The 26,873-nt window shown below is 69.7% G+C and carries 21 protein-coding genes; 18 read left to right on the top strand and 3 right to left on the bottom strand.

Features of this window, described 5'->3' with window-relative positions:
- Positions 1-15 precede the first annotated feature (15 nt).
- Entirely contained in the window at positions 16-999 is a 984-nt protein-coding gene (locus M9M90_RS13575; RefSeq protein WP_254833755.1) for a GlxA family transcriptional regulator, read from the top strand.
- Here the strand turns inward: M9M90_RS13575 and M9M90_RS13570 are convergent.
- The 3 genes from M9M90_RS13570 to M9M90_RS13560 are packed head-to-tail and all read right to left on the bottom strand — an operon-like array spanning position 960 to position 3,288.
- Entirely contained in the window at positions 960-1,649 is a 690-nt protein-coding gene (locus M9M90_RS13570; RefSeq protein ID WP_254833754.1) for a DJ-1/PfpI family protein, read from the bottom strand. The two genes, M9M90_RS13575 and M9M90_RS13570, sit on opposite strands and share 40 nt — an antisense overlap.
- Complete coding sequence (locus M9M90_RS13565) at positions 1,646-2,887, bottom strand: cytochrome-c peroxidase (protein ID WP_254833753.1); 1,242 nt, start codon at positions 2,885-2,887, stop codon at positions 1,646-1,648. The genes M9M90_RS13570 and M9M90_RS13565 overlap by 4 nt, the downstream gene beginning before the upstream one ends.
- Complete coding sequence (locus M9M90_RS13560) at positions 2,884-3,288, bottom strand: FixH family protein (protein WP_254837135.1); 405 nt, start codon at positions 3,286-3,288, stop codon at positions 2,884-2,886. The genes M9M90_RS13565 and M9M90_RS13560 overlap by 4 nt, the downstream gene beginning before the upstream one ends.
- 645 nt (positions 3,289-3,933) lie before the next feature.
- On the opposite strand from M9M90_RS13560, the gene M9M90_RS13555 reads away from it, so the two are divergent.
- The 17 genes from M9M90_RS13555 (at position 3,934) to M9M90_RS13475 (ending at position 26,861) form a co-directional block, all read left to right on the top strand.
- Positions 3,934-4,302, top strand: coding sequence for a hypothetical protein (locus M9M90_RS13555; RefSeq protein WP_254833752.1), 369 nt, complete (start codon positions 3,934-3,936; stop codon positions 4,300-4,302).
- 91 nt (positions 4,303-4,393) lie between these two features.
- Entirely contained in the window at positions 4,394-5,674 is a 1,281-nt protein-coding gene (locus M9M90_RS13550) for a TolC family protein (RefSeq protein ID WP_254833751.1), read from the top strand.
- Positions 5,671-7,140 carry an efflux RND transporter periplasmic adaptor subunit gene (locus M9M90_RS13545; RefSeq protein ID WP_254833750.1) on the top strand — a complete coding sequence of 490 codons (1,470 nt, stop codon included), beginning with the start codon at positions 5,671-5,673 and terminating at the stop codon, positions 7,138-7,140. Before M9M90_RS13550 ends, M9M90_RS13545 begins: the two co-directional genes overlap by 4 nt.
- On the top strand, positions 7,137-10,280 hold the full coding sequence (locus M9M90_RS13540; protein WP_254833749.1) for an efflux RND transporter permease subunit: 3,144 nt from the start codon (positions 7,137-7,139) through the stop codon (positions 10,278-10,280). The genes M9M90_RS13545 and M9M90_RS13540 overlap by 4 nt, the downstream gene beginning before the upstream one ends.
- A gap of 197 nt (positions 10,281-10,477) precedes the next feature.
- Entirely contained in the window at positions 10,478-10,903 is a 426-nt protein-coding gene (locus M9M90_RS13535; RefSeq protein ID WP_254833748.1) for a hypothetical protein, read from the top strand.
- A gap of 54 nt (positions 10,904-10,957) precedes the next feature.
- Positions 10,958-12,253, top strand: a complete 1,296-nt coding sequence (locus tag M9M90_RS13530) for a TolC family protein (RefSeq protein WP_254833747.1) — start codon at positions 10,958-10,960, stop codon at positions 12,251-12,253.
- Positions 12,253-13,509 carry an efflux RND transporter periplasmic adaptor subunit gene (locus M9M90_RS13525; protein WP_371876857.1) on the top strand — a complete coding sequence of 419 codons (1,257 nt, stop codon included), beginning with the start codon at positions 12,253-12,255 and terminating at the stop codon, positions 13,507-13,509. Before M9M90_RS13530 ends, M9M90_RS13525 begins: the two co-directional genes overlap by 1 nt.
- Positions 13,510-13,540: 31 nt before the next feature.
- Entirely contained in the window at positions 13,541-16,693 is a 3,153-nt protein-coding gene (locus M9M90_RS13520; protein ID WP_254837133.1) for an efflux RND transporter permease subunit, read from the top strand.
- A gap of 167 nt (positions 16,694-16,860) precedes the next feature.
- Positions 16,861-17,151: a hypothetical protein gene (locus M9M90_RS13515; RefSeq protein WP_254833746.1), complete on the top strand. Its 291-nt coding sequence runs from the start codon at positions 16,861-16,863 to the stop codon at positions 17,149-17,151.
- Complete coding sequence (locus M9M90_RS13510; RefSeq protein ID WP_254833745.1) at positions 17,151-17,591, top strand: Spy/CpxP family protein refolding chaperone; 441 nt, start codon at positions 17,151-17,153, stop codon at positions 17,589-17,591. Before M9M90_RS13515 ends, M9M90_RS13510 begins: the two co-directional genes overlap by 1 nt.
- Positions 17,588-18,181 (top strand): RNA polymerase sigma factor, encoded by a 594-nt coding sequence (locus M9M90_RS13505; protein ID WP_254833744.1) that lies wholly within the window; start codon positions 17,588-17,590, stop codon positions 18,179-18,181. Before M9M90_RS13510 ends, M9M90_RS13505 begins: the two co-directional genes overlap by 4 nt.
- Positions 18,182-18,270: 89 nt before the next feature.
- Positions 18,271-20,076 carry a copper resistance system multicopper oxidase gene (locus tag M9M90_RS13500; protein WP_254833743.1) on the top strand — a complete coding sequence of 602 codons (1,806 nt, stop codon included), beginning with the start codon at positions 18,271-18,273 and terminating at the stop codon, positions 20,074-20,076.
- Positions 20,073-21,269: a copper resistance protein B gene (locus tag M9M90_RS13495; RefSeq protein WP_254833742.1), complete on the top strand. Its 1,197-nt coding sequence runs from the start codon at positions 20,073-20,075 to the stop codon at positions 21,267-21,269. The genes M9M90_RS13500 and M9M90_RS13495 overlap by 4 nt, the downstream gene beginning before the upstream one ends.
- A 628-nt stretch (positions 21,270-21,897) precedes the next feature.
- The gene (locus M9M90_RS13490; protein ID WP_254833741.1) at positions 21,898-24,567 is read left to right on the top strand and encodes a TonB-dependent receptor; all 2,670 of its coding nucleotides are present in this window, start codon (positions 21,898-21,900) and stop codon (positions 24,565-24,567) included.
- A gap of 68 nt (positions 24,568-24,635) precedes the next feature.
- Complete coding sequence (locus M9M90_RS13485; protein WP_254833740.1) at positions 24,636-25,340, top strand: PepSY domain-containing protein; 705 nt, start codon at positions 24,636-24,638, stop codon at positions 25,338-25,340.
- A gap of 4 nt (positions 25,341-25,344) precedes the next feature.
- The gene (locus M9M90_RS13480; protein WP_254833739.1) at positions 25,345-26,181 is read left to right on the top strand and encodes a PepSY domain-containing protein; all 837 of its coding nucleotides are present in this window, start codon (positions 25,345-25,347) and stop codon (positions 26,179-26,181) included.
- Positions 26,178-26,861 (top strand): cupin domain-containing protein, encoded by a 684-nt coding sequence (locus tag M9M90_RS13475; protein WP_254833738.1) that lies wholly within the window; start codon positions 26,178-26,180, stop codon positions 26,859-26,861. Before M9M90_RS13480 ends, M9M90_RS13475 begins: the two co-directional genes overlap by 4 nt.
- Positions 26,862-26,873: the final 12 nt, after the last annotated feature.

Raw genomic sequence — 26,873 nt, 5'->3', positions numbered from 1 at the left:
GCCATGGCCAGATCCGTGACGTCGCCACCCCGCAAGATCGCTCTCGTCGGCTATCCCGGCGTTCAGTCCCTCGACCTGTCCGGACCCCTCGAAGTGTTCTCGATGGCCAATCGCTTCGGGGGCGTCGAGGCCTATGAGCCGATATTGGCTTCACCGCGCGGCGGAGTGATCCGCTGCAACTCCGGACTCCAACTCGCCGGGGCGGTGGCGCTTAGGGATCTGCCGGACAGCTTGGACACCATCCTGATCGGAGGCGGTGACGAGGCCGGACTGGAGGCCATGCGGGAGAGCGACGTGCTCGCCTGGCTGGCCGATCGCGCCACGACGACGCGGCGGATCGGCAGCGTCTGCTCCGGCGCGTTCGTGCTGGCCGCGGCAGGCCTGCTCGACGGGCGCCGCGCGACCACCCATTGGGAGGTCTGCGAGGAGCTGCGCGCCTTCCGTCCGGAGGTCACGGTGGAGCCCGACGCAATCTTCGTGGCCGACCCGCCGTTCTACACCTCGGCCGGCGTCACCGCCGGGATCGATCTCTGCCTGTCCCTGGTGGAGGCCGATTGCGGGCCCGAGGTGGCGCTGGCCGTGGCGCGCAACCTCGTGCTGTTCATCCGGCGGCCGGGCGGCCAGACGCAGTACAGCTCGGGTCTGAACGTACAGGGCGCGGCGACCCCACGGTTGCGGATGCTGATCGCCGAGGTGAACGACGACCCTTCGGGTGAACTTGCGCTGCCAGCGCTGGCGGACCGGGCCGGTATGACGGAGCGCACCTTCGTGCGGATCTTCAAGAAGGAGACGGGGATCACGCCGGCAGCCTTCGTCGAGATCGCCCGGTTGAATCGCGCCAAGGCCTTCCTGGAGACGTCCGACTGGCCGCTCGCGCGGGTCGCCGACCGCGCGGGCTTCGGGAGCCTCGATGGCCTGCACCGCGCCTTCCAGAAGCGCTGCGGCATCACGCCCGGCGACTACCGCGAACGGTTCGGCCGCGCGCCCATGGGCGCCTGAGGTCCGCGTCGCACGATCCCGCTTGGGGACCAGTCATATTGCATGTAGCGGGCGGTCTCGGCCGCGGCCTCGGGGCCGACCGCCCGGGCGACGATATGGAGCGCGGCGTCGAGGCCCGCGCTGATCCCGGCCGAGGTGAGCACGCGGCCGTTGTCGACGACGCGCGCGGTGGGCAGGATTTCACCGCAGTCCAGCGCGCGCAGTTCCTCCATCGCGCCGTAGTGGGTCGTCGCGCCCAGGCCACGCAGCAGGCCGGCCGCGCCCAACACCAGGGCGCCCGTGCAGACCGACAAGGTCAGATTGGCCGATGCGCTGAGGTGGCGGACGATGTCGAGCATCGCGGGGTTGTGCATCTCGCGCCGGGTCCCCTGACCGCCTGGGACGACCAACACGTCGACCTGGCCGGCGTTCTCCGCGGCCAGGTGCGGCAGGACCTGCAGGCCGTTGCGCGCGACGACAATTCGGTGCTCGAGGGCGACGGTCACGACCTCGAAGGCGAAGTCCCCGGACGGGGATCGCGACACGCCGAAGACCTCGAATGGTCCGGCGAAGTCGAGGACCTCGACGTCGTCGAAGATCAGGACCGCGACCCGCATCGGCGTCGGATGCATGGCGTCGGTCACGGCGGGCGAGGTAGGACGGTCCGTCATGGGGCGGCCTTCGGCGCGCGCGTTACGCGCGGCGTCTCGTTGAGGGTTCGGAGGAAGGCGATGATCTGCCGGCGTTCCAGGACGCTCAGGTCGAGGGGGAGGAGCTCGGAGTGGCCGATCGCCGCCGTCGGGGCCCGGCTGTAGTGGCCGAGCACCTGGTCGAGAGAGGCAAGCTGGCCGGCGTGCATGTAGGGCGCGCGCCGTGCAACGCCTCGCAGGGACGGAACCTTGAACGCGCCGAGCTGCTCCGGACTGTCCACCACGGCGAACTCCAGCTCCTCGCAGAGCGCGGGCGGGGCGTCGCTGAACGCGCCCTTGCAGTTGAAGGGATCGGCGATCGCCTTGTGCACGGCGCCCGCGCGACCCGGATCGGCGGGATGGCCGGGCCGGGGGGGCACGCCGGTGTTGGCGAAGGCGCCGTTCGAGAACAGCGGGCCGTTATGGCAGTTCACGCACTGGCCCTTGCCGATGAAGAGGCGCAGGCCCGCCAGCTCCTGCGCGGTCAGGGTTTCCGCCTTGCCGGACTGGCCGAACAGGCCGGCCACGTAGCGGTCGAAGCGGCCCGGCCGCACCCTCAGCGTCCGCTCATGGGCCGCGATCGCCTTGCCGAAGTTGGCGAAGACGCCATTCACTGTGGCCTGATCGGCCGCGGTCATGGAGGCCCAGCTTGCGCGCGCCGCGGCGTCGCCGAGCGGTGACGCCCGCTCCGGGAACCGGCGGACATCCGCCAGCGCAGGCAGCGGCGCGAACAGCGCCTCGTAGGCGCCGCGGTGACGCGCGGCGAGCGCGTGCGCCACCTGGCTGCGTGTGAAGCCATGTTCGACGGGGTTCTCGACAGGCCCCAGCGCCTGGGCCCAGAGACTGTCGGCCCGGCCGTCCCAGAACTGCCAGGGCGAGTGGACGGCGGCGGCGACTGGCATGGTGCGTCGCGCGCCGGACGACAGGCCTTTGCCGACGGCCAGGGCGTCGGTGAACCCATGATCGGGCAGATGGCAGCTCGCGCAGGACACCTTGCCGTTGGCGCTGAGCGCACGGTCGAAGAACAGGGCACGACCCAGCGCCGCGGCGCGGGGGTCGTCGGCCAGGCGATTGGACGGATCGGCCGGCGGCGGCGGGAGGACGCGGGGGCTTAGCGTCCGTAGCAGGGCGAGGTCCTCCATTGACCAGATCTGCGCCGCCGTGCCCGGACCGGCGGCGAGCAACGCCAGGGCCGCCAGCCCCGGAATCCACCCCCTCACAGGACGAGGTTGAAGGTGACCGTGTCGGTTCGGCCGTCCGGCCCCTTCACGGCGAGCTTCAAGACCCACCAGCCGGGCATGGAGAACTTCAGGCCCTTGATGACGTAGTCGCCGGCCGCGCCGGTGGCCGCCGCTCGCGGCGCGGTGGGCAGGCCGTGGCGGTGGTCCGGCATGCCGCCGTCCACCGCCACCACGGCGCCGCTGATCGGCTGCCCGCCGGCATCCGTCAGCCGCACGTTCCATTGATGGACCCGCCACAGGGGGATCGGGGTGCGGGTGCTCTGGATCCGGACACGGTAGAGGCCATGGTCGCTTACGCGGTCCAGTGATCGATCCAGGTTCGCTGGTCGGGCAAGGGCGGGTGACACCGTGAGGAGGCTCGTCAGAAGCGCCGCCGCCATTGAAGCTGCGGCCACTCGGACAGTCCGCAGCGATGCTCTCTGCAACTCCAACATTCTGGGATCTCCCTGCATCTGTCGCGTCTCGACGACGACGCAGGGAAGCACTCTTGTTCCATGACGGGAATGACAGGTGTATCGCAGATCGCGCCACCAACGCGGCGCGTTGATGGTGGCCCCTAGACGGGCTGATCCGGACGGCCTTGCCAAAGGCCGAGTCCAGGGCGGCGCAACGACGCCGGTTATCGAGGCGCGCAGCGGTCGCCGGCCGCTCAGACCCCTGTCAAACAAGGCGTCGTCACGGCCGCGGCCGGCAGGCTGACCGCGCATGGATGGGCCAAGCGTCCGCCTCTTGATCTGGACTGGGCTTTCGTTAGTCGCGCAGACCAGACGTTCGATCCCTTTGTGCCCGAGGAATCGCGAGCCGGGCGAGGCTTTCGAGGGCCTTCTGGGCGAGGTGGCGGGTGGGACGTTCGTGCGAGATGCCCACCCTCGGACTGGGGCTCTTCGCCCCGCGCCTCGTGAACATCACCTCCGGTCGCCCGAAGCCAAACGCCTCGCCGAGCCGGATTCCGAGCCGGCTTGCCAGATCGCCGCCACTTGACCTCGCTCAAGGACGCGGCAGTGCGCCGGTGCTAGCCTTTGAAGATGATCGCGCGTCTGCTTGCGCTCTTCGCCGTCCTGGCCCTGGCCGTCAGCCCCGTGAACGCCGCGGCGGCGGCCAGCGTCTGCGGCCACATGTCGGCAGGCGGCGAGGTCGCCGCCGTGCCGCACCTTCACGCGATGACCGAGGCGATGGACGCCATGCCGTGCTGCGATCCAGGATCGTCGAAGGCCATGGATCTCGCCTGTAAGGCGGCCTGCGTCCTCATGGGCGGAGTCGTGGCGGACCTTGCCAAGGCGGAGACCATCGCGCCGCCACCGCTCGTGCGGCCGCCCTACGTCGTCGCCAGGTCGGGCGCGCTGCCGGATCGACCGCCGCCGAGGTTGGAGCGACCTCCCAGACCCACCGCCTGAAGCCTCTGCGACGCCGCGTACCCGCGAGGGGCCGCGGCGGCTGACACCGCACGTCAGCGTGCCGTCGATCACCATCTTCAGGACCAATCCCATGTCGTGGACACCCTTCCGCGCGGCCGCGCCAAGTCGCCGCTCCGTGCCGCGCAGCCCTGCGGTGGGGCTCTGTCTTGCCGCCGCGCTGGGCGCACTCCCCGCCGCAGCGGCGCCGGTCACGTTCGCCGCAACGCTCAAGCTCGCGGAGGACCAGGCGCCCGAACTGCAGGCCGGGGCCTTGCAGGTCGAGGCGGCGCGGTCGGCCGCCCGCGCGGCGGGCGCCCTGCCGGACTCGAAGCTGCAACTGGGCCTGGAGAACCTGCCGATCTCCGGCCCGGGAGCCGGCCGACTCGATGCTGAGGAGATGACGATGGCCCGCATCGGTCTGATGCAGGAGCTGCCGAGCGGCGCCAGGCGCCGCGCTGAACGGGACCGCGCGGAGATCGATGTCTCCGCCGCCCAGGCCGAGCGGCGGGCCGCGAGCCGGGCGGTGCGGGTCGCGGCTGCGGGGGCCTGGATCGACCTCCATTACGCCCAGCGGCGGCTCCGGGCGCTGGACGAGGCCGTGGCCACCTTGACGCCGCTCTGGGACGCCACGCTCGCGGGCGTGGCTTCGGGCGCCGCCAGGCCGGCCGCCGCCCCGGAGGCGCGACGCCTGCGGGCGGAACTGGAAGACCGGCGCAGCGAGCTGGTCGCCGAGGTCGCCGGCGCCCGCGCCAGGCTGGCGCGCTGGACGGGCGATCCGCAGGTCGAGGCGGTGGGAGCCGCCCCGCCGCTGGAGTTCGACGCCGCCGCCCTCCGCATCGACCTCGAGCGCCACCCGAGCTTGGCGGCGCTGGACGCCGCAGCCCGGCAGGCCGGCGCCGACGTGGCGCTGGCCCGGGCAGGGAAGCGACCGGACCTTGGCCTGGAGCTCGCCTACCAGCGGCGCGACCCGATGTTCGGCGACATGGTCTCGGTGGGCGTCACCGTCAGCCTGCCGATATTCGCCAAGACACGGCAGGATCCCATCATCGCCGCGCGCGTCGCCACCGCCGGCCAGGCGCGCGCGCAGCGCGAAGCCGCGCGCCGGGCGCTGACCGCCGAGCTCGAGCAGGGCCTGGCCGACTACGCCATGCGCCGCGAGCAGTGGTTGCGCGCCCGCGACACGCTTCTGCCCCTTGCGGGCGCGCGCGCCGATCTGGAGACCGCCAGCTACGGCGCCGGCCGCGCGGGCGTGGTGGACGTCACCGAAGCCCTGAGCGGCCGCGCCGACGCCCAGCTCACCTTGCTCGAACGGGAGGCGGCGCTCGCGCGCGACGCCGTCCGGCTCACCCACGCCTTCGGGAGCGACCAATGACATCCCTCAAGATCTCGCGGCGCGGCCTTGCCGCCGGCGCGCTGCTGGCCGCCGCCATCCTGGCGGGCGGAGTCCTGATCGGCCGGGCTACGGCGCCCGAGCATGAGCGCCCCGCCACCACCGGGCGCAAGGTGCTCTACTGGTATGACCCGATGGTCCCGGGCCAGCGCTTCGACAAGCCCGGCAAGTCGCCGTACATGGACATGGCGCTGCAGCCCAAATACGCCGACGACGCTGACGAGGGCGGCGGAGTGCGGATCGACCCGGCCAGCACCCAGAACCTCGGCGTGCGCCTGGCGACGGTCGAGTGGGGCGCGCTGCCCAGCGGCGTCGCGGCGACGGGCGTCATCGAGTACAGCGAACGCGACCTGGCGGTGGTCCAGGCCAGGGCCGCCGGCTTCCTGCAGCGTGTCTACGCGCGCGCGCCGGGCGACGTGATCGCAGCCGGAGCGCCGCTGGCGGACATCCTGGTTCCGGAGTGGGCCGGGGCGCAGGCCGAATTCCTCGCCGTGCGCGCGACGGGTGACGCAGCCCTGATCCGCGCCGCACGCCAGCGCCTGCAACTGCTGGGCATGCCGCCGTCCCTGATCGAGCAGGTGGAACGGTCCGGCCGGGCGCGCAACGTCGTCACGGTCTCCTCGCCGACCGGCGGAGCGATCAAGGTCCTGGGCGTGCGGGCCGGCATGACCGTGGCCGCGGGCCAGACCCTGGCGGAGGTGAACGGCCTCTCCCGCGTCTGGCTGAACGTCGCGGCGCCGGAGGCGATCGCCGGCGAGGTGCGGACCGGACAGTCCGCAACCGCCACCCTGGCGGCCTATCCGGGCGAAGTCTTCGTGGGGCGCGTTGCGGCCCTGCTTCCACAGGCCGACGCGGCCAGCCGCACGATCACGGCACGCGTGGAGCTGGCCAATCCCAGGGGGCGCCTGCGGCCCGGCATGTTCGCCGCTGTCCAGCTGGCGGGGACCGCAAAGCCGGCCCTGCTCGCACCGTCCGAAGCCATCATTCGCACGGGACGGCGTTCCCTGGTTATGGTCGCCGGCCCCGGCGGAGGCTTCCAGCCGGCGGAGGTCCGCACCGGTCGCGAAGCGGGGGGGCGCATCGAAATCCTGCAGGGACTGTCCGAGGGCGAAAAGGTTGTGGCGTCCGGCCAGTTCCTGATCGACTCCGAGGCCAGCCTGGCCGGGCTCCGCGCCCGACCCGCGCAGCCCGCGGCGGATCCCCACGCCGGCCACGCCGCGCCCAGTCTGCTCGAAGGCGCCGGCCGCATCGAGGCGCTCTCGACAACCACCGTGACCTTGTCGCATGGAGCGATCCCGGCCCTCGGCTGGCCCGCCATGACCATGGCGTTCCGCCTCGGTGAGCCGGCTCTTGCCCGGGGTCTGAAGGTCGGTGACCGCGTGCGCTTCGCGTTCGACCCGCAGGGCGGGCCGACGGTGCGTCGCATGTCGCCGGAGGGTCGGCGATGATCGGCGCCGTCATCCGTGCTTCGGTGCGGGCCCGGGTCCTCGTCCTGGTCGCCGCCGTGGCCCTCGCCGCGGCCGGCGTGCTCGCGGTCCGCAGCACGCCCGTGGACGCCCTTCCCGACCTGTCGGACGTGCAGGTGGTGATCCGCACCTCCCTTCCGGGCCAAGCGCCGCAGATTGTCGAGAACCAGGTCACCTATCCGCTCACCACCACCATGCTGTCGGTGCCGGGGGCGAAGACCGTGCGAGGCTATTCCTTCTTCGGAGACAGCTTCGTCTATGTGCTGTTCGAGGACGGAACGGACCTCTACTGGGCCCGCTCCCGGGTGCTTGAGTTCCTGAGCCAGGTGCAGAGCCGCCTGCCGGCGGCGGCCCGCCCGGCGCTGGGGCCGGACGCCACGGGTGTCGGCTGGATTTATGAATACGCCCTGATCGACCGCAGCGGCGGCCACGACCTCTCGCAACTGAGGGGCCTGCAGGACTGGTTCCTCCGCTACGAGCTGAAGACCCTTCCCGGCGTGGCCGAGGTGGCCAGCATCGGCGGCATGGTCCGCCAGTACCAGGTGGTCCTCGACCCGGTGAAGCTCGCCGCCTACGGGGTCACGTTCCAGGATGCCGCCGACGCCATCCGGCAGGCCAACCAGGAAGCCGGCGGCTCTGTGCTGGAACTTGGCGAGGCCGAGTACATGGTCCGCGCCAGCGGCTATCTGAAGAACCTCGATGACTTCCGCGGTATCAGCCTGCTGACCACGGCGGGTGGAATCCCCGTGAGGTTGGGCGAGGTGGCTACGATCCAGGTGGGGCCGGAGATGCGCCGCGGCGTGGCCGAGCTCAACGGTGAAGGCGAGGTCGCCGGCGGGGTCGTCATCCTGCGCTCTGGCGAGAACGCTCGCGCAACCCTCGAGGCGGTGCACGACAAGGTCGCCGCCCTGAAGCGAAGCCTTCCGGCCGGGGTGGAGATCGTCACCACCTACGACCGGTCACAATTGATCGACCGCGCGATCGCCAACCTGACCGGCAAGCTCCTGGAGGAGTTCGTGGTGGTCGGGATCGTCTGCGCCCTGTTCCTTTGGCACGTGCGCTCCGCCCTCGTGGCGATCGTCACGCTTCCGCTGGGCGTGCTGTTCGCCTTCCTGGTCATGCGGGTGCAGGGGGTGAACGCCAACATCATGTCGCTCGGCGGCATCGCCATCGCCGTCGGCGCCATGGTCGACGCCGCGGTGGTGATGATCGAAAACGCCCACAAGCGCCTGGAACGGTGGGCGCGCGAGAATCCCGGCGCCGTCATGGATTCGCCCACGCGCTGGCGCCTGGTGACCGATGCGGCCGCCGAGGTCGGGCCGGCGCTGTTCCTGAGCCTGGTCATCATCACCCTGTCGTTCGTGCCCGTGTTCGCCCTGCAGGCGCAGGAGGGACGGCTGTTCTCGCCGCTCGCCTTCACCAAGAGCTACGCGATGGCCGGCGCGGCGATCCTCTCGGTCACCCTTGTGCCGGTGCTGATGGGCTATCTGATCCGCGGCCGCATTCCCGCCGAGGACGCCAACCCTCTGAACCGCTGGCTGACGGCGGCCTACCGCCCGGCGATCGACTGGGTGCTGAAAAAGCCGAGGACCGTTCTCTTGCTGGCCCTGGCGGTGTTCGCCACCGCGGCCTGGCCGCTGAGCCGCCTGGGCGGCGAGTTCATCCCGCCGCTGGACGAGGGCGACCTTCTCTACATGCCCTCGGCGCTCCCGGGCATCTCGGCGGCCAAGGCCTCGGAACTCTTGCAGCAGACCGACCGGCTGATCCGCACCGTACCGGAGGTGAAGACCGTGTTCGGCAAGGCCGGTCGCGCCGAGAGCGCCACCGACCCGGCGCCCCTGGAGATGTTCGAGACCACGATCCAGTTCAAGCCACGGGGCGAGTGGCGGCCCGGCATGACGCCCGAGAAGCTGGTGGAAGAGCTGGACCGCACGGTTAAGGTCCCGGGCTTGGCCAATGTGTGGGTCCCACCGATCCGCAACCGCATCGACATGTTGGCCACCGGCGTGAAGAGCCCTATCGGGGTGAAGGTCTCCGGAACCGACCTCGCCCAGCTCGACCGGGTCGCGGGCGCGGTGGAGGCCGTGGCCAGGCGAACGCCGGGTGTCACCTCGGCGCTCGCCGAGCGCCTGACGGGCGGACGCTATGTGGACATCGACATCGACCGCGCGGCGATCGCCCGCCACGGGCTCAGCATCTCCGACGTCCAGGGGATCGTCTCCGGCGCGGTCGGCGGCGAGAACGTCGGCGAGACGGTGGAAGGGGTGGCGCGCTACCCCATCAACGTCCGCTACCCAAGGGAGCTGCGCGACAGCCTGGAGGGCCTGCGGGCGCTGCCGATCCTCACCCGCGGCGGGCAGCAGATCACCCTGGGCTCGGTCGCGCGCATCGAGATCCGCGACGGTCCCCCGATGCTGAAGACCGAGAACGCGCGGCCCTCCACCTGGGTCTATGTGGACGTTCGAGGCCGCGACCTGAATTCCGTGGTCAACGACCTGCGTCGCGCGGTGGTGGAGGAGGTGAAGCTGCCGCCCGGTGTCTCGGTCGCCTATTCAGGCCAGTTCGAGTACCTCCAGCGCGCCGCCGAAAGGCTGAAGCTGGTCGTCCCGGCCACGCTGGCGATCATCTTTCTGCTGCTCTACGCCACGTTTCGGCGGTGGGATGAAGCCGCCCTGATCATGGCGACCCTGCCATTCGCCCTCACCGGCGGCGTCTGGGCCATCTACCTCCTGGGCTACAACCAGTCCGTGGCCACCGGGGTCGGCTTCATCGCCCTGTCCGGGGTGGCGGCCGAATTCGGCGTGGTGATGCTGATCTACCTGAAGCACGCCGTGGCCGAGCACGGCCCCGACCGGCTCGATGAAGCTGTGCGTGAGGGCGCCCTGCTGCGGGTCCGGCCCAAGGCCATGACAGTCGCCGTGATCCTGGCGGGCCTCGCACCGATCCTGGTCGGGCACGGCGCCGGCTCTGAGGTGATGAGCCGGATTGCCGCCCCGATGATCGGCGGCATGCTGACGGCGCCCCTGCTGTCGATGCTCGTCATCCCGGCAGGCTATCTGCTGCTCCGCCGGCGGTGGCCGGACCGGAGCGGCGCTCCGCCACCGCCAGGAGACCGCAAATGAAACGCCTCCTTCAAACCGCGTCCCGTGTCGGTCGAGGACCGTGTTTGATGCGGCTGTGTCGGGATCAGCCGGCGGTCGGGTTCGTCATCGACGACCTTCACCCGAGTTGGCGCAAGCCCCAGCCTTGACGTCGCGTGAGCCCGCCTTGCGGACCGGTGTCTTGCGGGCTACAGAGCGAACCTCGGGAGCCCCGCCTAGTGTTTGATCGCCTCCAAAGCCGGACGCGCGCGATTCTCGCCATGTGCTGCATGGCGTTGATGGCGGTGCTTGCGGCGCAGGGCGCGATCACCAATGTGGACCGCACCCAGCATGCGCTTGGCGTCGAGCACGCCCCGATCCCGATGGCCGGCGCCGTTCACTTCGACCACGACGACCATCATCAAGGCGTCTCCGGCGACGTCCCCGAATCCGCCGATCCGATCCCGGACGACGACGACGGCCGCCCGGCTCATCACCATTACGCCGAGGGCCCGCAAATGGCCGCGCTTTCGGCTGACCGGCTGCCGGAGCTCATGGTCGCACGCTTGGCGGCGGTGGCGGTTCCGCGCCTGGACAGCCCCGCGCTGTTGGTGACCCTCCGGCTCGAACGCCCCCCCAAGGCGACGTCGAAGAGCCTCGCCTAACGCGCTGCGGCGGTCAGGCCGCGCGCGCCTGATCCTTGGTCTTCGAGAGACAACATGCCCATATTGCATCGGAGCCGCGCCTTCGCGCGGCTCGCCCAGGCGTCGCGGATCGCGGCGCTGATCCTGGCGCTGGCGGCGCCTGGAATGGCGCTGGCGCAGGCCAAGCCCGCCCCGCTCACCCTGTCCGAAGCGATCGGACGCGCCACCGGCGCCGACCCGGCCGCCACCGCCGCAGAGGCCAGGCTGGAGGCGGCCCGAGCGGACCTTCGCCAGGCCGGCGTCCGCCCCAATCCCTCGATCGGCCTTGAGCTGGAGAACTTCGCCGGATCCGGCGCCTATTCCCTTCTCGACCGCAGTGAAGCGACGGCGAGCTACCAGCAGACCTTCGAGCGTGGCGGAAAACGCGCGGCGCGGACGGATGCGGCGGCCGCCGGGATCGAGGCGGTGCGCCTGCGTCAGGCGGTGAGGCGGCTCGACCTCATCAAGGCCGTGCAGGTCGCCTATGCCGAGGCGCTCGCCGCCGAGGCGGAGCTGTTGATCGCCGAGGCCCGGTTGATCGCCGCCCATCGCTCCCAGGCCGATATCGTCCGGCGGGTCCGCAGCGCGCGCGATCCGCTCTTCGCCGGTGCGCGCGCCGAGACCCTGACCGCCCAGGCCGAGATCGCCCGCGACCAGGCCCGCCAGGCCGCGGTCGAGGCCCGCGCCGAGCTGGCGCGCCACTGGGGCGGCGCTCCGGAATTCGCCCTCGAGCTCGAGACCTTCTTCAAGGTTTCACAGGCGCAGACCGCGCCCGAGCCGGAAACCGCGGACCTGGCCCTGTTGGTCGCCGAGCGCGATGTCGCCGAGGCGCGCGTCCGGGTGGAGCGGGCCCGCCAGATGGCCGATCCCACCTTGAAGGCCGGCCTGCGCTACTTCGGCGACGGCTCGGAAGTCGCCTTCATCGTCGGCGGTACGATTCCCTTGCAGCGCTACGACACCAACAAGGCCGGCGTCGAACGCGCGCTGGCCGAGCGCAACGCCGCCGAGGCCGACATCGTCGCGGCGCGGCTGGCCCGGGAGCGCGAGATCGCCCGCCTGACCGCGCGCCTCGCGGCCTCGGCGCTCGAGTCCGAACGCATTCGCGCCGAGGTGATCCCCGCGGCGATCCGCACCGTCGAGCTGGTGCGGGACGGCTTCAACCGCGGCGGCTTCCAGTATCTCGACGTCACCGAGGCCGAACGGGCCCTCGCCGACGCCCGCGCCCGCCGCGTGAACGTCCTGAGGCAACACCACATCGATCAGGCGGCCTTCGACCGCCTGTCGGGCCGCCATGCCGGTCTCATTCCCACACCCGTCGCGGAGCGCCGCTGATGATCCCCGCCCAATCCTGGCGCCTGGCGCCGCTCGCCCTGCTGCTCGCCGCCGGCCTACTCGCCGGTTGCGGCAAGGGCGCTGAAGCCCCTGCCGAACCCGGCCATGCCGTCGCCGCCGGCGACTACGAGCGCGGCCCGCACCGCGGCCGCATGCTGCGCGACGGCGACTTCGCCCTTGAGATGACCATCTTCGAGGACGGCGTCCCGCCGGAGTTCCATATCTATGCCTACCGCAAGGACAAGCCGATCGATCCCAAGGCGGTGCAGGTCTCCGTCGAACTGATCCGGCTGGGCGGCAGGGTGGACCGCTTCGTCTTCGCGCCCCAGCAGGACTACCTGCGCGGCGCCGGCACGGTCGTCGAACCGCACTCCTTCGACGTGAAGGTCCGGGCGAGCGAGGGCGGCCGCACCCATCAATGGAGCTACGCCTCCTATGAGGGCCGCACGACCATCGCGGCCGAGGCCGCCCGGGCCGGTGGCGTCGCCACCGAAAAGGCCGGCGCCGCGGTTGTCGGCGATCTGATCGACATGGCCGGCCGGGTCGAGGTGACCCCCGAGGGCCAGGGCGAGGTGCGGGCCTGGTATCCCGGCCGGATCATGGCGATGAACGCCGGCCTGGGCCAGACGGTCCGTCGCGGCCAGGTGCTGGCGCGGGTGGAATCGAGCAACAGCCTGCAGACCTATTCCATACCCGCGCCGATCGGCGGGGTGATCGTCCAGAAGAACGCCAATGTGGGCGATGTGGCCGACAGTCAGGCCCTCTATGCGATCGCCGATCCGACCAAGCTGCACGCGGAGTTCTTCGTCTATCCCCGCGACGCCGAGAAAATTCGGGTCGGCCAATCGGTGGAAGTGCGCTCGCTCTCCGGCGAGACCCGCCTGCGGGCCCCTGTCGAAGCCATCCTGCCGACCGCCGACGTGGCCAGCCAGACCCTGATGGCTCACGTCCACCTCCCGCCGGGCGCGGCGGCGAGTTTCCGGCCCGGCATGGGCGTGGAAGGATCGTTCCAGGTGTCGGCCAAGTCGGTTCCGCTGGCCGTCCGCACCAAGGCCCTGCAGCGCTTCCGCGACTTCACCGTGGTCTTCGCCAAGGTGGGGAACACCTACGAGGTCCGCATGCTGGAACTCGGGGCGCAGACTCCGGAATGGACCGAGGTGCTGGGCGGACTTGAGCCCGGAACCGAATATGTCACCGACGGCGCCTTCCTGATCCGGGCCGACATCGAGAAGTCGGGGGCTAGCCATGACCACTGAAGGTTCGGCGCCGAGCCTCGCCCGGCCCGCCGTGCTTGAACGGGCCGTCGCGCTCTCGATCCGCTTTCGATGGGTGGTCTTCGCCCTTGTCCTGCTCTCCGCAGCCATCGGCGTCTGGAGTTTCCAGCGCCTGCCGATCGACGCCACCCCCGACATCACCAATGTCCAGGTGCAGATCAACACCGAGGCGCCCGGCTTCTCGCCGCTCGAAGCCGAGCAGCGCATCACCTTCCCCGTGGAGACCGCCATCGCCGGCGTCCCCGGGCTGCAATACACCCGCTCGGTCTCACGCTACGGGCTCTCGCAGGTGACGGCGGTCTTCGAGGACGGGACGGACATCTATTTCGCCCGCCAGCTGGTCAATGAGCGCCTGCAGATCGCCCGCGGCCAACTTCCTGGGGACGTCATCCCGGAGATGGGACCCATCGCCACCGGCCTGGGCGAGATCTTCATGTACACGGTCGAGGCCAGGCCCGGCGCGCGCCGGCCGGACGGGAAGCTCTATACGCCCGAGGATCTCCGCACCCTGCAGGACTGGGTGATCCGCCCGCAACTGCGCAACACCCGCGGCGTCACCGAGGTCAACACCATCGGCGGCTTCGAGCGGCAGTACCACGTGACCCCCCTGCCGGAGCGGCTGTCGGCCTACGGCCTGACCATGACCGACGTCATCGAGGCCCTGGCGGCCAACAACGCCAATGTGGGGGCCGGCTATGTCGAGCGGTTCGGCGAGCAGTACCTGGTCCGCGTGCCGGGCCAGGCCGGCGGCCTCGAGGACCTGAAGGGCGTCATCGTCAGCAACCGCGGCGGCGTGCCGATCCGGATCGGCGACGTGGCCGATCTCGCCATGGGCGAGGAGCTGCGCACCGGCGCGGCCACCGAGAACGGCCGGGAGGTGGTGCTGGGCACCGTCTTCATGCTGGTGGGCGAAAACAGCCGCACGGTCGCGCGCGCCGCGGCCGCCAAACTCGAGGAGGCCGCCAAGGCCTTGCCGCCCGGCGTCATGGCCGTCCCGATCTATGACCGCACCGACCTGGTCGACCGCACCATCAAGACCGTGGCGACCAACCTCCTGGAAGGCGCGCTGCTGGTCATCGTGGTGCTCTTCCTGCTGCTCGGCAACATCCGGGCCGCGGTGATCACCGCGGCGATCATTCCGCTCTCCATGCTGCTGACCATCACCGGCATGGTGCAGTCCAAGGTCTCGGGAAATCTCATGAGCCTGGGGGCGCTGGACTTCGGCCTGATCGTCGACGGCGCGGTGATCATCGTCGAGAACTGCCTGCGAAGGTTCGGCGAGGCCCAGCATCGCCTCGGCCGGGTCTTGACGGAGGACGAGCGCTTCAGCCTGGCGACATCGGCGACGGACGAGGTGATCCGGCCCTCGATGTTCGGGGTGCTGATCATCACCCTGGTCTATGTGCCGATCTTCGCGCTCACGGGGGTCGAGGGGAAGATGTTCCACCCCATGGCCATCACGGTGGTCATGGCCCTGACCGCGGCCATGCTGCTGTCGCTGACCTTCGTCCCGGCCGCCGTGGCGCTCTTCGTCACCGGCAAGGTCGAGGAGAAGGAGAGCACGGTCATGCGCGGCGCGCGCGGGCTCTATCAGCCGGCGCTCGACACCGCGCTTCGGCTGCGCGTCGCCTTCGTGGCCGGCGCCGTGGTGCTGGTGGCGGTGGCGGGATTCGCCGCCAGCCGCATGGGCTCGGAGTTCATCCCCAATCTCGACGAGGGCGACATCGCCATGCATGCCCTGCGCATCCCCGGCACCAGTCTCAGCCAGGCGATCAGGATGCAGACGGCCCTCGAAGCCCGCATCAAGGCCTTTCCCGAGGTCGAGCGCGTGGTGGCCAAGATCGGCACCGCCGAGGTGGCCACCGACCCCATGCCGCCTTCGGTCGCCGACACCTTCATCATCCTGAAGGATCGCGAGGACTGGCCCGATCCCCGCAAGCCTCGGGCCACGCTGGTGGCCGAACTGCAGGCCGCGGTGGCCCAGATCCCGGGCAACAACTACGAGTTCACGCAGCCGATCCAGATGCGGTTCAACGAACTGCTCTCGGGCGTGCGCGCCGACGTGGCCGTCAAGGTGTTCGGCGACGACCTCGACAAGCTCCTCGAGGTCGGCGACGCCTTGAAAGGCGTCGTGGAGGGCATCGACGGCGCGGCCGATGTGGGCGTGGAGCAGGTGACGGGTCTCCCGGTGCTGCAGATCACCCCCGACCGGGCCGCCCTCGCGCGGCTGGGCCTCAATGTCCAGGACGTCCAGGACGTGGTCGCCACCTCGCTGGGTGGCGCGGTGGCCGGCCAGGTCTTCGAAGGCGACCGGCGCTTCGACATCGTCGTCCGGCTCCCCGAGGCCATCCGGCGCAATGTCGACGAGATCGGTCGGCTGCGCATTCCGCTCGCCGGGGGCGGGGAGGGGCCGCGCGGCTTCGTGCCGCTTGCCGATGTGGCCAGGATCGAGGTCGAAATCGGCCCCAACCAGATCAGCCGCGAGAACGGCAAGCGCCGCGTCGTGGTCACCGCCAATGTGCGCGGCCGCGACCTGGGCTCCTTCATCGCCGAGGTGCAGCGGAAGGTCGGGGCCGAGGTCGAGGCGCCAAGCGGCTACTGGATCACCTATGGCGGCACCTTCGAGCAGCTCATCTCCGCGGCCAAGCGCCTCCAGCTCGTGGTGCCCCTTGTGCTGCTGTTGATCTTCGGCCTGCTCTACGCGCTGTTCCGGTCGATCAAGGACGCCGCCATCGTCTTCTCCGGCGTGCCCCTGGCGCTCACCGGCGGCGTGGCGGCCCTGCTGCTGCGCGGCCTGCCGTTGTCGATCTCGGCCGGGATCGGCTTCATCGCCCTTTCGGGGGTCGCGGTGCTGAACGGCGTGGTCATGGTCAGCTTCGTTCGCAACCTCATCGCCGAAGGCCGGCCCCTCGACGAGGCGATCCGCGAGGGCGCTCTGACCCGGCTTCGGCCGGTGCTGATGACCGCCCTGGTCGCCAGCCTCGGCTTCGTGCCCATGGCCTTCAATGTGGGCGCCGGCGCCGAGGTGCAGCGACCTCTGGCGACGGTCGTGATCGGGGGGATCATCTCCTCGACGCTCCTCACCCTCCTGGTGCTGCCGGCGCTCTACAGCCTCGTGCATCAGCATCTCGGCCGCAGAACTCCGCAGGCCGAGGCGCTCGCCTGATGTCGCGTTCCGGCCTCGATCGAGCGTCCAGCCTGCGGCTTCACCTGGTATGGGCCAGTCAGGCGGGACCCCGGCCCATGCCCGGTCTCCGGAGGACAACCGCCAAGCGTGAGGGACGACCCGTCCCGGGCCGTATAGTCTCCAGGGGCCATCGGAGAGGTGATCGCTTGACGTCGAGACTTGAGACTGCGCTGCGCGAGCTGCGCGCCGCGCCTCTGGATCGGGACCTGTCGCAACTGGAGCCTGAGGTCTGGCTGCGGATCGGTCAGGCGCGCCGCGCCGTTGACGCCGATCTGCGGGCAATGCCGTTGCGCATGGCGACGGTGTTGCTGGCCCTTGGGGTCGGGGCGGTGGTGGGCGGGGCCCACGCAGCCGACGCCGGGTCGATCCGTCCGGAGATCTCGGCGTTCGAGGTCGCCGGTGAGCTTGCGCCTTCGACGCTGCTGGACGGTCGCTAGTGGCCCTGATCAGCCGTGCGCTGGTGGTGACGGTCGTGATGAGCATGGCGGCCGCGGGCCTGGGGACCTGGATCGGCGCGCGCTATGTCGATCGTGATCAGCGCAAGCCAACCCTCCACGAGTTCGTCCACGACAAGCTGGACCTGACGGCGCCGCAGGAGGCGCAGTTGGAGGACCTGGAACAGGAGTTCGCCGTACGCCGCCGTGCGCGGGAGGCCGAGCTGCGCGCCGCGAACGCCGAGCTCGCCGCGGCGATCCAGGCCCGCCACGAGAATTCGCCGGAGGTGCAGGCCGCCGTCGAACGCTTCCACCACACCATGGGCGAGCTGCAGAAAGAGACCATCCTGCACGTGCTCGACATGCGGAAGGTGCTCACGCCCCAGCAGGCTGCAAAATACGACCGCCGCATCGCCGAGGCCCTGACCGAAGACGGCCGGTGAGCGGAACCACCGACGCCACCGATGCGGAACTGGTGACCCGTGCGATCAAGGGCGCCGACGCGGCGTTCAGCCATCTTGTCCGCCGTCACAAGGCGGACCTCTTCCGCTTTGCGCAGCGCTACACAGGCAACGCAGACGCCGCCTATGACATCGTCCAGGAAACCTTCGTCGCCGCCTGGCGGGCACTGGGACGCTATGACGCCCGGCGATCCTTCGGGGTGTGGCTCCGATCCATCGCCCTCAACAAGGCCCGCGACCGCGCGCGGCGCCTGCTCGTCCGCCGCCTGGTGTTCGGCCAGTCCGATCTCGACAGTCCCGAAGCGCGCCGGCAGTCGGACCCGCATGCCGACACCGAGGCCGCGTTGCTGGCGCGCGAGCGCCGCCGAGCGCTGGACGCCGCCTTGGCGCAACTGCCCGCGGCTCTGAAGGAGCCGCTGATCCTCACCTATTTCGAGGATATGTCCCAGCAGCAGGCCGGCGACCTTCTCGGCCTCAGCGCCAAGGCCGTGGAGACGCGGGTCTATCGCGCCCGCCGCCGCCTGGCCCAACTGCTCGCGCTCGAGGATTCCGCCGGCCCCAGCGAGGGCTGAGCCTCGCCGCCGCGTATTCCCTGACGACACCCCGGCCCGGCCGCAAGCGCGGACGAAGGGTCGGCGCCTTACGGAGCGTTCCGCCGCCTATGTTCCCCGTTCCCCGCCGAAGCTTTCTGACCGCCGCCGCCGCCCTCGGCGGCGCATCCCTGCTCCCCAGTTGGGCGCGGAGCGCGACGCCGGGCCTTTCGCGCCCGCCCGCGCTGTCGGGCGAGACGATCCGCCTGACCATCGATCATGCGCCGATCCGCATCGACGGGAAGGCGGGGCACGCGGTGGCGATCAACGGCACGGTGCCGGGACCGCTGATCCGCCTGAAGGAAGGCCAGAAGGTGCGGCTGGAAGTCGAGAACCGCCTGAAGGAGGACACCTCGATCCACTGGCATGGCCTGATCGTGCCGTTCCAGATGGACGGCGTCCCCGGGGTCAGCTTCCCCGGCATCCGGCCGGGTGAGACCTTCGCCTACGAGTTTCCGATCCTGCAGAGCGGCGCCTACTGGTACCACAGCCATTCTGGGCTTCAGGAGCAGATGGGCCACTACGCGCCGATCGTGATCGACCCGGCGGGCCCCGATCCGGTGGCCTATGACCGGGAGCACGTGATCGTGCTGTCGGACTACAGCTTCACCCATCCGCACGTGCTCTTCCAGCGGCTGAAAGCCCAGCCCGGGGTGTTGAACTTCCAGAAGCAGACGGTGAGCGGTCTGCTCGCCGGCCAGGACCAGACTCTGGCCGAACGGCGCGAGTGGGCGGCCATGCGGATGGACCCAACCGATATCTCCGATATCACGGGCGCGGCCTTCCAGTTCCTCATCAACGGCCATGGACCGGGCGACAACTGGACGGGCCTGTTCAAACCGGGTGAGCGGGTCAGGCTGCGGTTCGTCAACGCAGCGGCCCAGACCATCTTCAACGTCCGTATCCCGGGGCTGAAACTGACCGTGGTGGCCTCGGACGGCCAGCTTGTGCGGCCGGTGACCGTCGACGAATTCCAGATCGGGAACGCCGAGACCTACGACGTCGTCGTCGAGCCCCAGACGGACCAGGCCTTCACCCTGGTGGCCGAGGCGGTGGATCGTTCCGGCATGGCGCGGGCGACGCTTGCGCCGCGTCCCGGAATGACGGCCGAGGTTCCGGCGCTGCGCGAGCGGCCGCTGACCACCATGCGCGACATGGGCATGGACATGTCCTCGAGCGGTGGTGACGGCCAGGCTCACGCCAACATGGACCACGCCGCCATGGACCACGCCGCCATGGGCCACGCCGCCGTCGCGGAGCCGGCGACGGAGCCGGGAAGGGCGCCGCCCCGGGTCCGCGGCTCGGACGTCATGGGCCACAGCATGGATATGATGGACGTAGGCAAGGCGCCGCAGGTGAAGCCGGGGCCGGGCGTGCAGATGATCGCGCCGATGCCGGCGGACCGGACCGGCGAGCCCGGGCAGGGGTTGGAGAGCGTCGGCCACCGGGTGCTGGTCTACCGCGACCTGATCGCCCTGGAGCCCAATCCCGACACGCGCGCCCCCAGCCGGGCCATGGAGATCCGCCTGACCGGCAACATGGAGCGGTTCATGTGGGGGTTCGATGGCATGAGATTCGTCGACCGGCCGGCGCCCTACACGCTCACGGCGGGTGAGCGGGTCCGGATCACCCTGGTGAACGACACCATGATGACCCACCCGATCCACCTGCACGGGCACTTCTTCGAGCTGGTGCATGGGCCGGTCGGGCACATGCCGCGCAAGCATACGGTCAACGTCCTGCCGGGCGGGAAGGTGACGTTCGACGTCACGGGGGAGGCCGGCGACTGGGCCTTCCACTGCCACATGCTCTATCACATGCACGCTGGGATGTTTCAGGTCTTCTCCGTGCGGCCGGCCCCTGGGGCGGGCGCATGAGCCGGCCACTCATCCTGACGGCGCTCCTCGCCTTGCTGTCCACGGCCGCCCAGGCCCAGGACCCTCACGCCGGCCACGAGATGCCGCCGCCTGCGGCGGCCGCCGATCCGCATGCCGGCCACGTCATGCCCGCCCCGCCCACGCCTGCCGCCGATCCCCACGCCGATCATGCGACACCGACGGCGCCCGGAAACACCGACCCGCACCCCGGCCACGCCATGCCGGCCAAGGACCCGCACGCCGGCCACGAGATGCCGCCGCCTGCGGCGGCCGCCGATCCGCATGCCGGCCACGTCATGCCCGCCCCGCCCACGCCTGCCGCCGATCCTCACGCCGATCATGCGGCACAGACGGCGCCCGGAGACACCGACCCGCACCTCGGCCACGCCATGCCGGCCAAGGACCCGCATGCGGGACACATGATGTCCGCGCCGGCCACCGGGGCCCAACTTCCAGTCGGCGCTGCGCCGGCGCCGACCGCGGCCACCGACCATCTGGCCGACAAGCTCTACGGGCGCGCCCGAATGGATCAGGCCCGCGCGGTCCTGCGCCGGGAGCACGGCGGGATGGCGCTCTCCAGGACCATGATCGATCGGCTGGAGGTGCGCCCCGCGTCCGGTCGCGACTCCTATGCCTGGGGGGGTGAGTTTCGGTTTGGCGGCGACATCGATCGTCTGGTGATCAAGTCCGAGGGCGAGGGCGTGCGTGGCGACCTGGAGGATGCCGAGGTCGAGGTGCTCTATTCACATGCCATCGGCCCGTACTTCGACCTCCAGGCCGGGGTGCGCCAGGACATCGAGCCTCGCCCGCGGCGCACCCATGCCGTGGTCGGCTTCGAGGGCCTCGCGCCCTACTGGTTCGAGGTGGAGGGCGCGCTGTTCCTGTCGGACAAAGGCGATCTGTCGGCGCGGCTGGAGGGATCGTACGATCTACGGCTGACCCAGCGCCTGATCCTGGAGCCGCGGGGCGAGGTGAACCTGGCCGCTCAGGACGCCCGCGCGCAGGGCGTCGGGTCGGGCCTCTCGAAGGTCGAGTTGGGCCTTCGGTTGCGTTATGAGATCGAACGTCAGTTCGCCCCCTACGTCGGGGTCAGTCTCGAGCGACGTCTCGGCCGCACGGCGGATTTCGCGCGGGCGGCCGGCGACGAGGTCTCAGACACCCGCTTCGTCTTCGGTCTGCGCGCCTGGTTCTGACCCGGGCGCACCGGAAGGCGACCATCGCGGTGAGCGCGAACGATCAAGGCCGGGTGAGGGGCGTCGATCCGGCCTGCGTATACAGGATGAGGGCGCCCTGACGCCCGCTCGGCCGCCAATGGCGGCCCACCCCTCGCGGACATCGTGACCAAGGGTCGGGAAGTCTATTCCTGGCGCAAGCAGATACTCATACGGCGAATTCCCTCCATAGGTTGTATTCGGCCTGTCAGATTACCGGTGTGCGACAGGTGATATGGCTGGATGTATTGTTGAGTGAAATCTACCGTTTAGCGAGAGGTCAAGCTAGGCGTGTTGATTTCCTGACCGAGGGCGCTGAAAACAAAGGCTGCACGCAAAATGTGGGCCGATAGTCGAAGGGCGACTTAAATAGCGCATTTTGTCGAAGTTTTCGGCAAAAACTCGCAACGTATATGCAGGAAATTGCAGAAGCGTGCCGGATGAAGCCCATAATCTGGATATCTGAAGGCAAAACGTTTCAGGGCTGGCGCTCTAATATGTATATACATGACTTGACGGTGACAGTGTCCCCACGGACTAATTTCCCAGCAGTCGGGTGCGGCGGACGGCGCTGAAGCGCGGGCGTCGCGGGTTCTGGAGGGGGTCGATCATGAACAAACTTGGGAAGCGGATGCTCTATGCCGGCAGCTGTCTGGCGCTGCTGGGCGCCGGGCAGGCTCATGCGCAGGCGAGGGACAGTGGCGAAGTCGGCGAGGTGATCGTCACCGGCAGCCGGATCAAGCGCACCGACATCGAAGGCGTGGGACCCGCGACAGTCATCGGCTCCCCGGAGATCGCCAAGAGCGGCATTGTCACCGTTGAGGCCCTGCTGCAGCGGCTGCCGGCCGCGGCGGGCTATGCCGGAAACCAGGGCAACGCCTACTGGGCGGCGCGCGGCTGGGGCACGGCCACGGTCAACCTGCGTGGGCTGGGCATCAATCGCACGCTCGTGCTGCTGAATGGCCGGCGGTTGGTGAACGGCGGGACCGGCGCCAACAGCGCCCCGGACCTCAACACCATCCCGACCTCTCTCATAGGCCGGATCGAAGTGCTGAAGGACGGCGCCTCGGCGATCTACGGCACCGACGCGATCGCCGGCGTGGTCAACATCATCACCCGTGAGAACTTCGAGGGGCTCGAGGTCGGGGCCCGCTACGGCGTCACCGACGAAGGCGACGGATCGGACTTCACCGCCGACCTGGCCTATGGCGTGCGCAGCGATCGCGGTGGTTTGGCGTTCGCCGCCAGCTATCAGAAGACCCAGCCTGTCAACCTGTTCAGCCGCGCGGGATGTCAGCTCAACGGCTCCAGCGGCTCGCTGATCTGCCTGGGCGGCGGCTCCACCGCCGGCGGCCGCGCCTCGCTGCCCACCGGCCAGATCATCAACTTCACCGGAGGCAACACCTTCGCGCCCTACAGCGCCGCCCTGCATGGGTTCGACGGCAACATCTATCTGAACGCCGTCAGCCCGATCGAACGGCTCACCACCGGCGTGTTCGGCGATTACCAGGTCACCGACGCGATCCAGCTGTTCGGTGAGTTCCTCTACACCCACCGCGAGACCGACCAGAGCGCGTCGCCCGGCACGCTGACGAACTTCGTGATCCCCGCCAGCAACCCGACCAACCCAACCGGCCAGCAGATCACCCTGATCCAGCGCCGGCTGGTCGAGGCCGGCTCACGCATCGCCTTCCAGGAAACCAACACCTATCAGGTGACCGCCGGCGCGCGCGGCAAGTTCGCCGAGGACTGGACCTGGGAAGCGGCGGCCAACTATGGCCGCACCACCGGCTCCGACGGCTTCACCAACATCGCCAACAAGGCGAACGTCGCCAACACCATCAATACGGCGATCTGCAGCAACGCGCCCGGCGCGGCGATCCCCTGCGCCGACTATCTCGGCCCGGGCGACGTGTCGCCCGCGGTGCTGAAGTACATCATGGCCACCACCATCGACACCGGTGGGAACGAGACGATCAATCTCAGCTTCGACACCACCGGCTCCCTGTTCCAGCTGCCGGCCGGGCCGTTGCAGGTGGCCGCCGGGGCGACCTATCGGAAGGACAAGGGCTGGCGCAACCCGGACAACCTGATCGTCCTGGGCGTCGCCAACTCCAACCAGCAAAGCCCGATCCGCGGCGCCATCGAAGCCGTCGAGGGCTATGCCGAGCTCAGCGTGCCGCTCCTGAAGGACATGCCGCTGGTGGAGTCCCTGCGCTTCGACGGGGCGATCCGCTACTCGGACTACAAGCGCTTCGGAAGCGACGTGAACTACAAGGCCGCCCTGGACTGGTCGATCGCCTACGGCCTGCGCGCCCGGGCGACCTGGGGCACCGCCTTCCGCGTCCCCAACGTGGCCGAACTGTTCAGCGGCGTGACGCAGGGCCAGCTGACCACCACCGACCCGTGCAGCCGCTATTCCACCAGCACCAACGCCACCCTGCGCGCCAACTGCCAGGCGGCCGGCGTGCCCGCGAACTATATCCAGCCGAACAACGCGATCCTCACGACCACCGGCGGCAACCTGAACCTGACGCCGGAAGAGGCCGAGACCCTGACCCTGGGCCTGGTCTGGGAGCCGGAGTTCGTGCCCGGCCTGTCGCTGACGCTCGACTACTTCAAGATCGACATCGACAACGCGATCCGCTCGATCCCGGGCTCGACCAAGCTTTCGGTCTGCTACAACACGCCGGGCCTGGTCCACCCGTTCTGCACGCCGCAGAACTTCACCCGCAACAGCCTGACCGGCGAGGTGAACTTCCTGTCCTCGCAGCAGGTCAATGTGGGCGCCGAATCGGTCAAGGGCATCGACGCGGCCGGCCGCTACAGTTTCGACCTGATGGACCGCCGGGCGACGCTCGACGCCGGTGTCACCTACCTGAAGGACTACACGATCATCCCGTACCCGGGCGGTGCGCCGATCATCTACCGCGGCCATATCGGCGGTGGGAACGGAGGCTATCCGAAGTGGCGCGGCCTCACGACCTTCACGCTCGACGATCCGAAGTGGAGCGCCAGCTACACCATCCAGTGGATCGGCAAGGCGACCGACTTCAACGCCGCGCCCACGGCGCTGGGCTACCAGACGCCCAATGTCTTCTACCACAACGCCCAGTTCAGCTACCGGCTGCTGGACGAGGCGACGGTGGCGTTCGGGGTGGACAATCTCTTCGAGGAAGATGCGCCGTACCTGCCCAGCTACACGGACGGGAACACCGACACCATGACCTACGATCTGGTGGGTCGGCGCGGATACGTGCGCCTGACGTACAAGTTCTAGTGGTCCCCCGGGAGGCGTCGGCGGCATCCCCACAGGCCGCCGGCGCCTCTCCCTTCGAGTCCTGATCGATGATCCGACTGCCCGCCCTCGCGCGCTCCGTCCACAAATGGCTGGCGCTGATCGTCGCCGTCCAGGCGGTCGCCTGGACGCTGGGTGGAATCTACATGACGGCGGTCCACATCGACATCATCCATGGCGACCGCCTCGTGAAGTCCGAGGCGCCTGCCCCAATGGCGCTACCGGGGCTGATTGAGCCCGCGCGCCTTGCGGGCCTCGCGCCTGGGCTCGAGCGCGCCCGGCTTGAGAGCCAATTGGGCCAACCGGTCTATGTGGTCGAGGCCGAGGGCGGAAAGGCGCTGTTCGACGCCCGCACGGGCGAGAAGCTCTCGCCGCTGAGCCGCGCGGCCGCGGAAGCGCGCGCCAGGGCGCTGTTCGCCGAGCGTGGTGACGTCGTCAGCGTCGAGCTGATCACGAAGGCGCCGCTGGAGGTCCAGACTCGTCCCGTGCCGCTGTGGCGCGTGGAGTTCGAGGGGGCCTGGCGGCCGACCTTCTACATCTCGCCGTTCACCGGGGAGCTGATCACCCGTCGTCACGACCTGTGGCGGGCGTTCGACGTGGTCTGGATGTTCCACATCATGGACTATGACGACCGGCAGGATGTGAACAACCTACTGCTGACGGGATTCACCTGGCTGGCGGTGCTGGCGTCTGCGACGGGCGCCTGGCTGCTGCTCTACAGTTTCCGGCGGCGTCGCCGGCCGAGAGCAGCCTGACGCCATGTTGCTGATCCGCAAGCTCCACAAATGGTTCGGCCTCGTCCTGGGCCTGCAGTTCCTGATCTGGTCGCTGAGCGGCGCGGTGATGGCGCTCCTCGACCATCACAAGGTGAGCGGCGAGCACGCCATCCTGCCCGTCGCCCAGCTGACATCTGGTCCCGTGCCGGCGCCCCTGGCGGCGGTCCAGGCCGCTATCGGCGCCCCGATCGTCGGGCTCGAATTGAAGCCGCTGCTCGATCGCTGGGTCTATCAGGCCAAGACCGCTGATGGGGTCGTCCTGCTCGACGCCGGCGCGGCTCGGCCGTTCGAGGTCGACGCCGCGATGGCCCGCGCCCTGGCCACCGCCCGCTACGCCGGAACCGCGCCCATTGAGAGCGTGAGCTTCGTCGAGGCCTCGACCCACGAGACCCGCGACATGGCGCGGCCCGTCTGGCGGATAGGCTTCGCGGACGCTGACCATACCGCCCTGTTCGTGTCGCGCGCCACCGGCGAGGTCCTGGGCGCAAAGACCGACACCTGGCGGCTGTGGGACATCGCCTGGATGCTCCACATCATGAACTATGGCGACCGCCAGAGCTTCAACCACCCCCTGATCGTGACCGTCGCGACGGGGGTGGCCTGGCTCGCGCTTTCCGGCCTCATCCTGCTGTTCCGCAGCTTCCGCGGGTCGGACATCGCCTGGATCACCGGGCCGTCCGCCCGCCTGGGCCGTCGCTGGAAGGCGCGCGAGCGCTCTCAGCGCCCCGGATTCCCGCCGGCGCTCGAACTTGATCGCCGTCATCACCAACCTGCGCAGGACCCGTCCCTGCCTAGCCAGAACGAAAGGGTACAATCATGAAGCATGCCGCTTTTCTGATCGCGCTTCTGCTGCCTGCGAGCGCCTTCGCCCAGGCCGCCGGGCCCGCCGCGCCGGCGACGTCCCACGCCCACCATGCGCCTGGGCACGCCGTACTCCCGAAGACGACGGTGCCCGCGACACCGATCTCGCCGGCCTATATTCAACTGGCCACGAACGTCGAAATCATTCCGAACCTCGAGGACGCGGTTAAGAACAAGTCGGCGATTGCGACCCACGAGGGGATCTTCGGGCCGCTGCTCTTCGCCGAGGAAACCCGCGCCTTCTTCATCGAGCTGCAGCCCGGCATGTTCCTGGCCGAACATCCCCACGACATCGGAAGCATCATCTACACGGTGCGCGGCAAGTGGGTGTTGGCGAGCGAGGGCAAGCGGCATGTGATGCAGCCCGGCGCCCTGTTCCGCTTCGGCGACAAGATGCCGACCGGCTGGGAAGCGCCATTCAACGAGCCGGCCCTGTTGCTGGTCGTCAAGCCAAAGGGCGAGAACAAGGACTACGACGTGTTCAATCGCGGGATCAAGGCGATGCAGGCGTCGGTCGACAAGGACCGCAAGAATGGCGCCCCGTTCTACTATAGCGAGCTGAAGCCGGACGATCCGGCGATCGCCTACGCCCGCAGCGTCAATCCGAACTTCGACGCCGTTCTGAAGATCAAGCCTTGATGGGAGTATTGC

This window comes from Phenylobacterium sp. LH3H17 (assembly GCF_024298925.1).
GTDB lineage: Bacteria > Pseudomonadota > Alphaproteobacteria > Caulobacterales > Caulobacteraceae > Phenylobacterium.
This window is presented reverse-complemented; position numbering and strand designations above follow the sequence as displayed.

Bases quoted from the DNA above. Each gene is read 5' to 3' on its own strand.
- M9M90_RS13480 (WP_254833739.1), top strand. From the start codon at position 25,345: ATGTTGCTGATCCGCAAGCTCCACAAATGGTTCGGCCTCGTCCTGGGC.
- M9M90_RS13540 (WP_254833749.1), top strand. From the start codon at position 7,137: ATGATCGGCGCCGTCATCCGTGCTTCGGTGCGGGCCCGGGTCCTCGTC.
- M9M90_RS13550 (WP_254833751.1), top strand. From the start codon at position 4,394: ATGTCGTGGACACCCTTCCGCGCGGCCGCGCCAAGTCGCCGCTCCGTG.
- M9M90_RS13570 (WP_254833754.1), bottom strand. From the start codon at position 1,649: ATGACGGACCGTCCTACCTCGCCCGCCGTGACCGACGCCATGCATCCG.
- M9M90_RS13530 (WP_254833747.1), top strand. From the start codon at position 10,958: ATGCCCATATTGCATCGGAGCCGCGCCTTCGCGCGGCTCGCCCAGGCG.
- M9M90_RS13545 (WP_254833750.1), top strand. From the start codon at position 5,671: ATGACATCCCTCAAGATCTCGCGGCGCGGCCTTGCCGCCGGCGCGCTG.
- M9M90_RS13525 (WP_371876857.1), top strand. From the start codon at position 12,253: ATGATCCCCGCCCAATCCTGGCGCCTGGCGCCGCTCGCCCTGCTGCTC.
- M9M90_RS13490 (WP_254833741.1), top strand. From the start codon at position 21,898: ATGAACAAACTTGGGAAGCGGATGCTCTATGCCGGCAGCTGTCTGGCG.
- M9M90_RS13475 (WP_254833738.1), top strand. From the start codon at position 26,178: ATGAAGCATGCCGCTTTTCTGATCGCGCTTCTGCTGCCTGCGAGCGCC.
- M9M90_RS13500 (WP_254833743.1), top strand. From the start codon at position 18,271: ATGTTCCCCGTTCCCCGCCGAAGCTTTCTGACCGCCGCCGCCGCCCTC.
- M9M90_RS13485 (WP_254833740.1), top strand. From the start codon at position 24,636: ATGATCCGACTGCCCGCCCTCGCGCGCTCCGTCCACAAATGGCTGGCG.
- M9M90_RS13495 (WP_254833742.1), top strand. From the start codon at position 20,073: ATGAGCCGGCCACTCATCCTGACGGCGCTCCTCGCCTTGCTGTCCACG.
- M9M90_RS13560 (WP_254837135.1), bottom strand. From the start codon at position 3,288: ATGGCGGCGGCGCTTCTGACGAGCCTCCTCACGGTGTCACCCGCCCTT.
- M9M90_RS13555 (WP_254833752.1), top strand. From the start codon at position 3,934: ATGATCGCGCGTCTGCTTGCGCTCTTCGCCGTCCTGGCCCTGGCCGTC.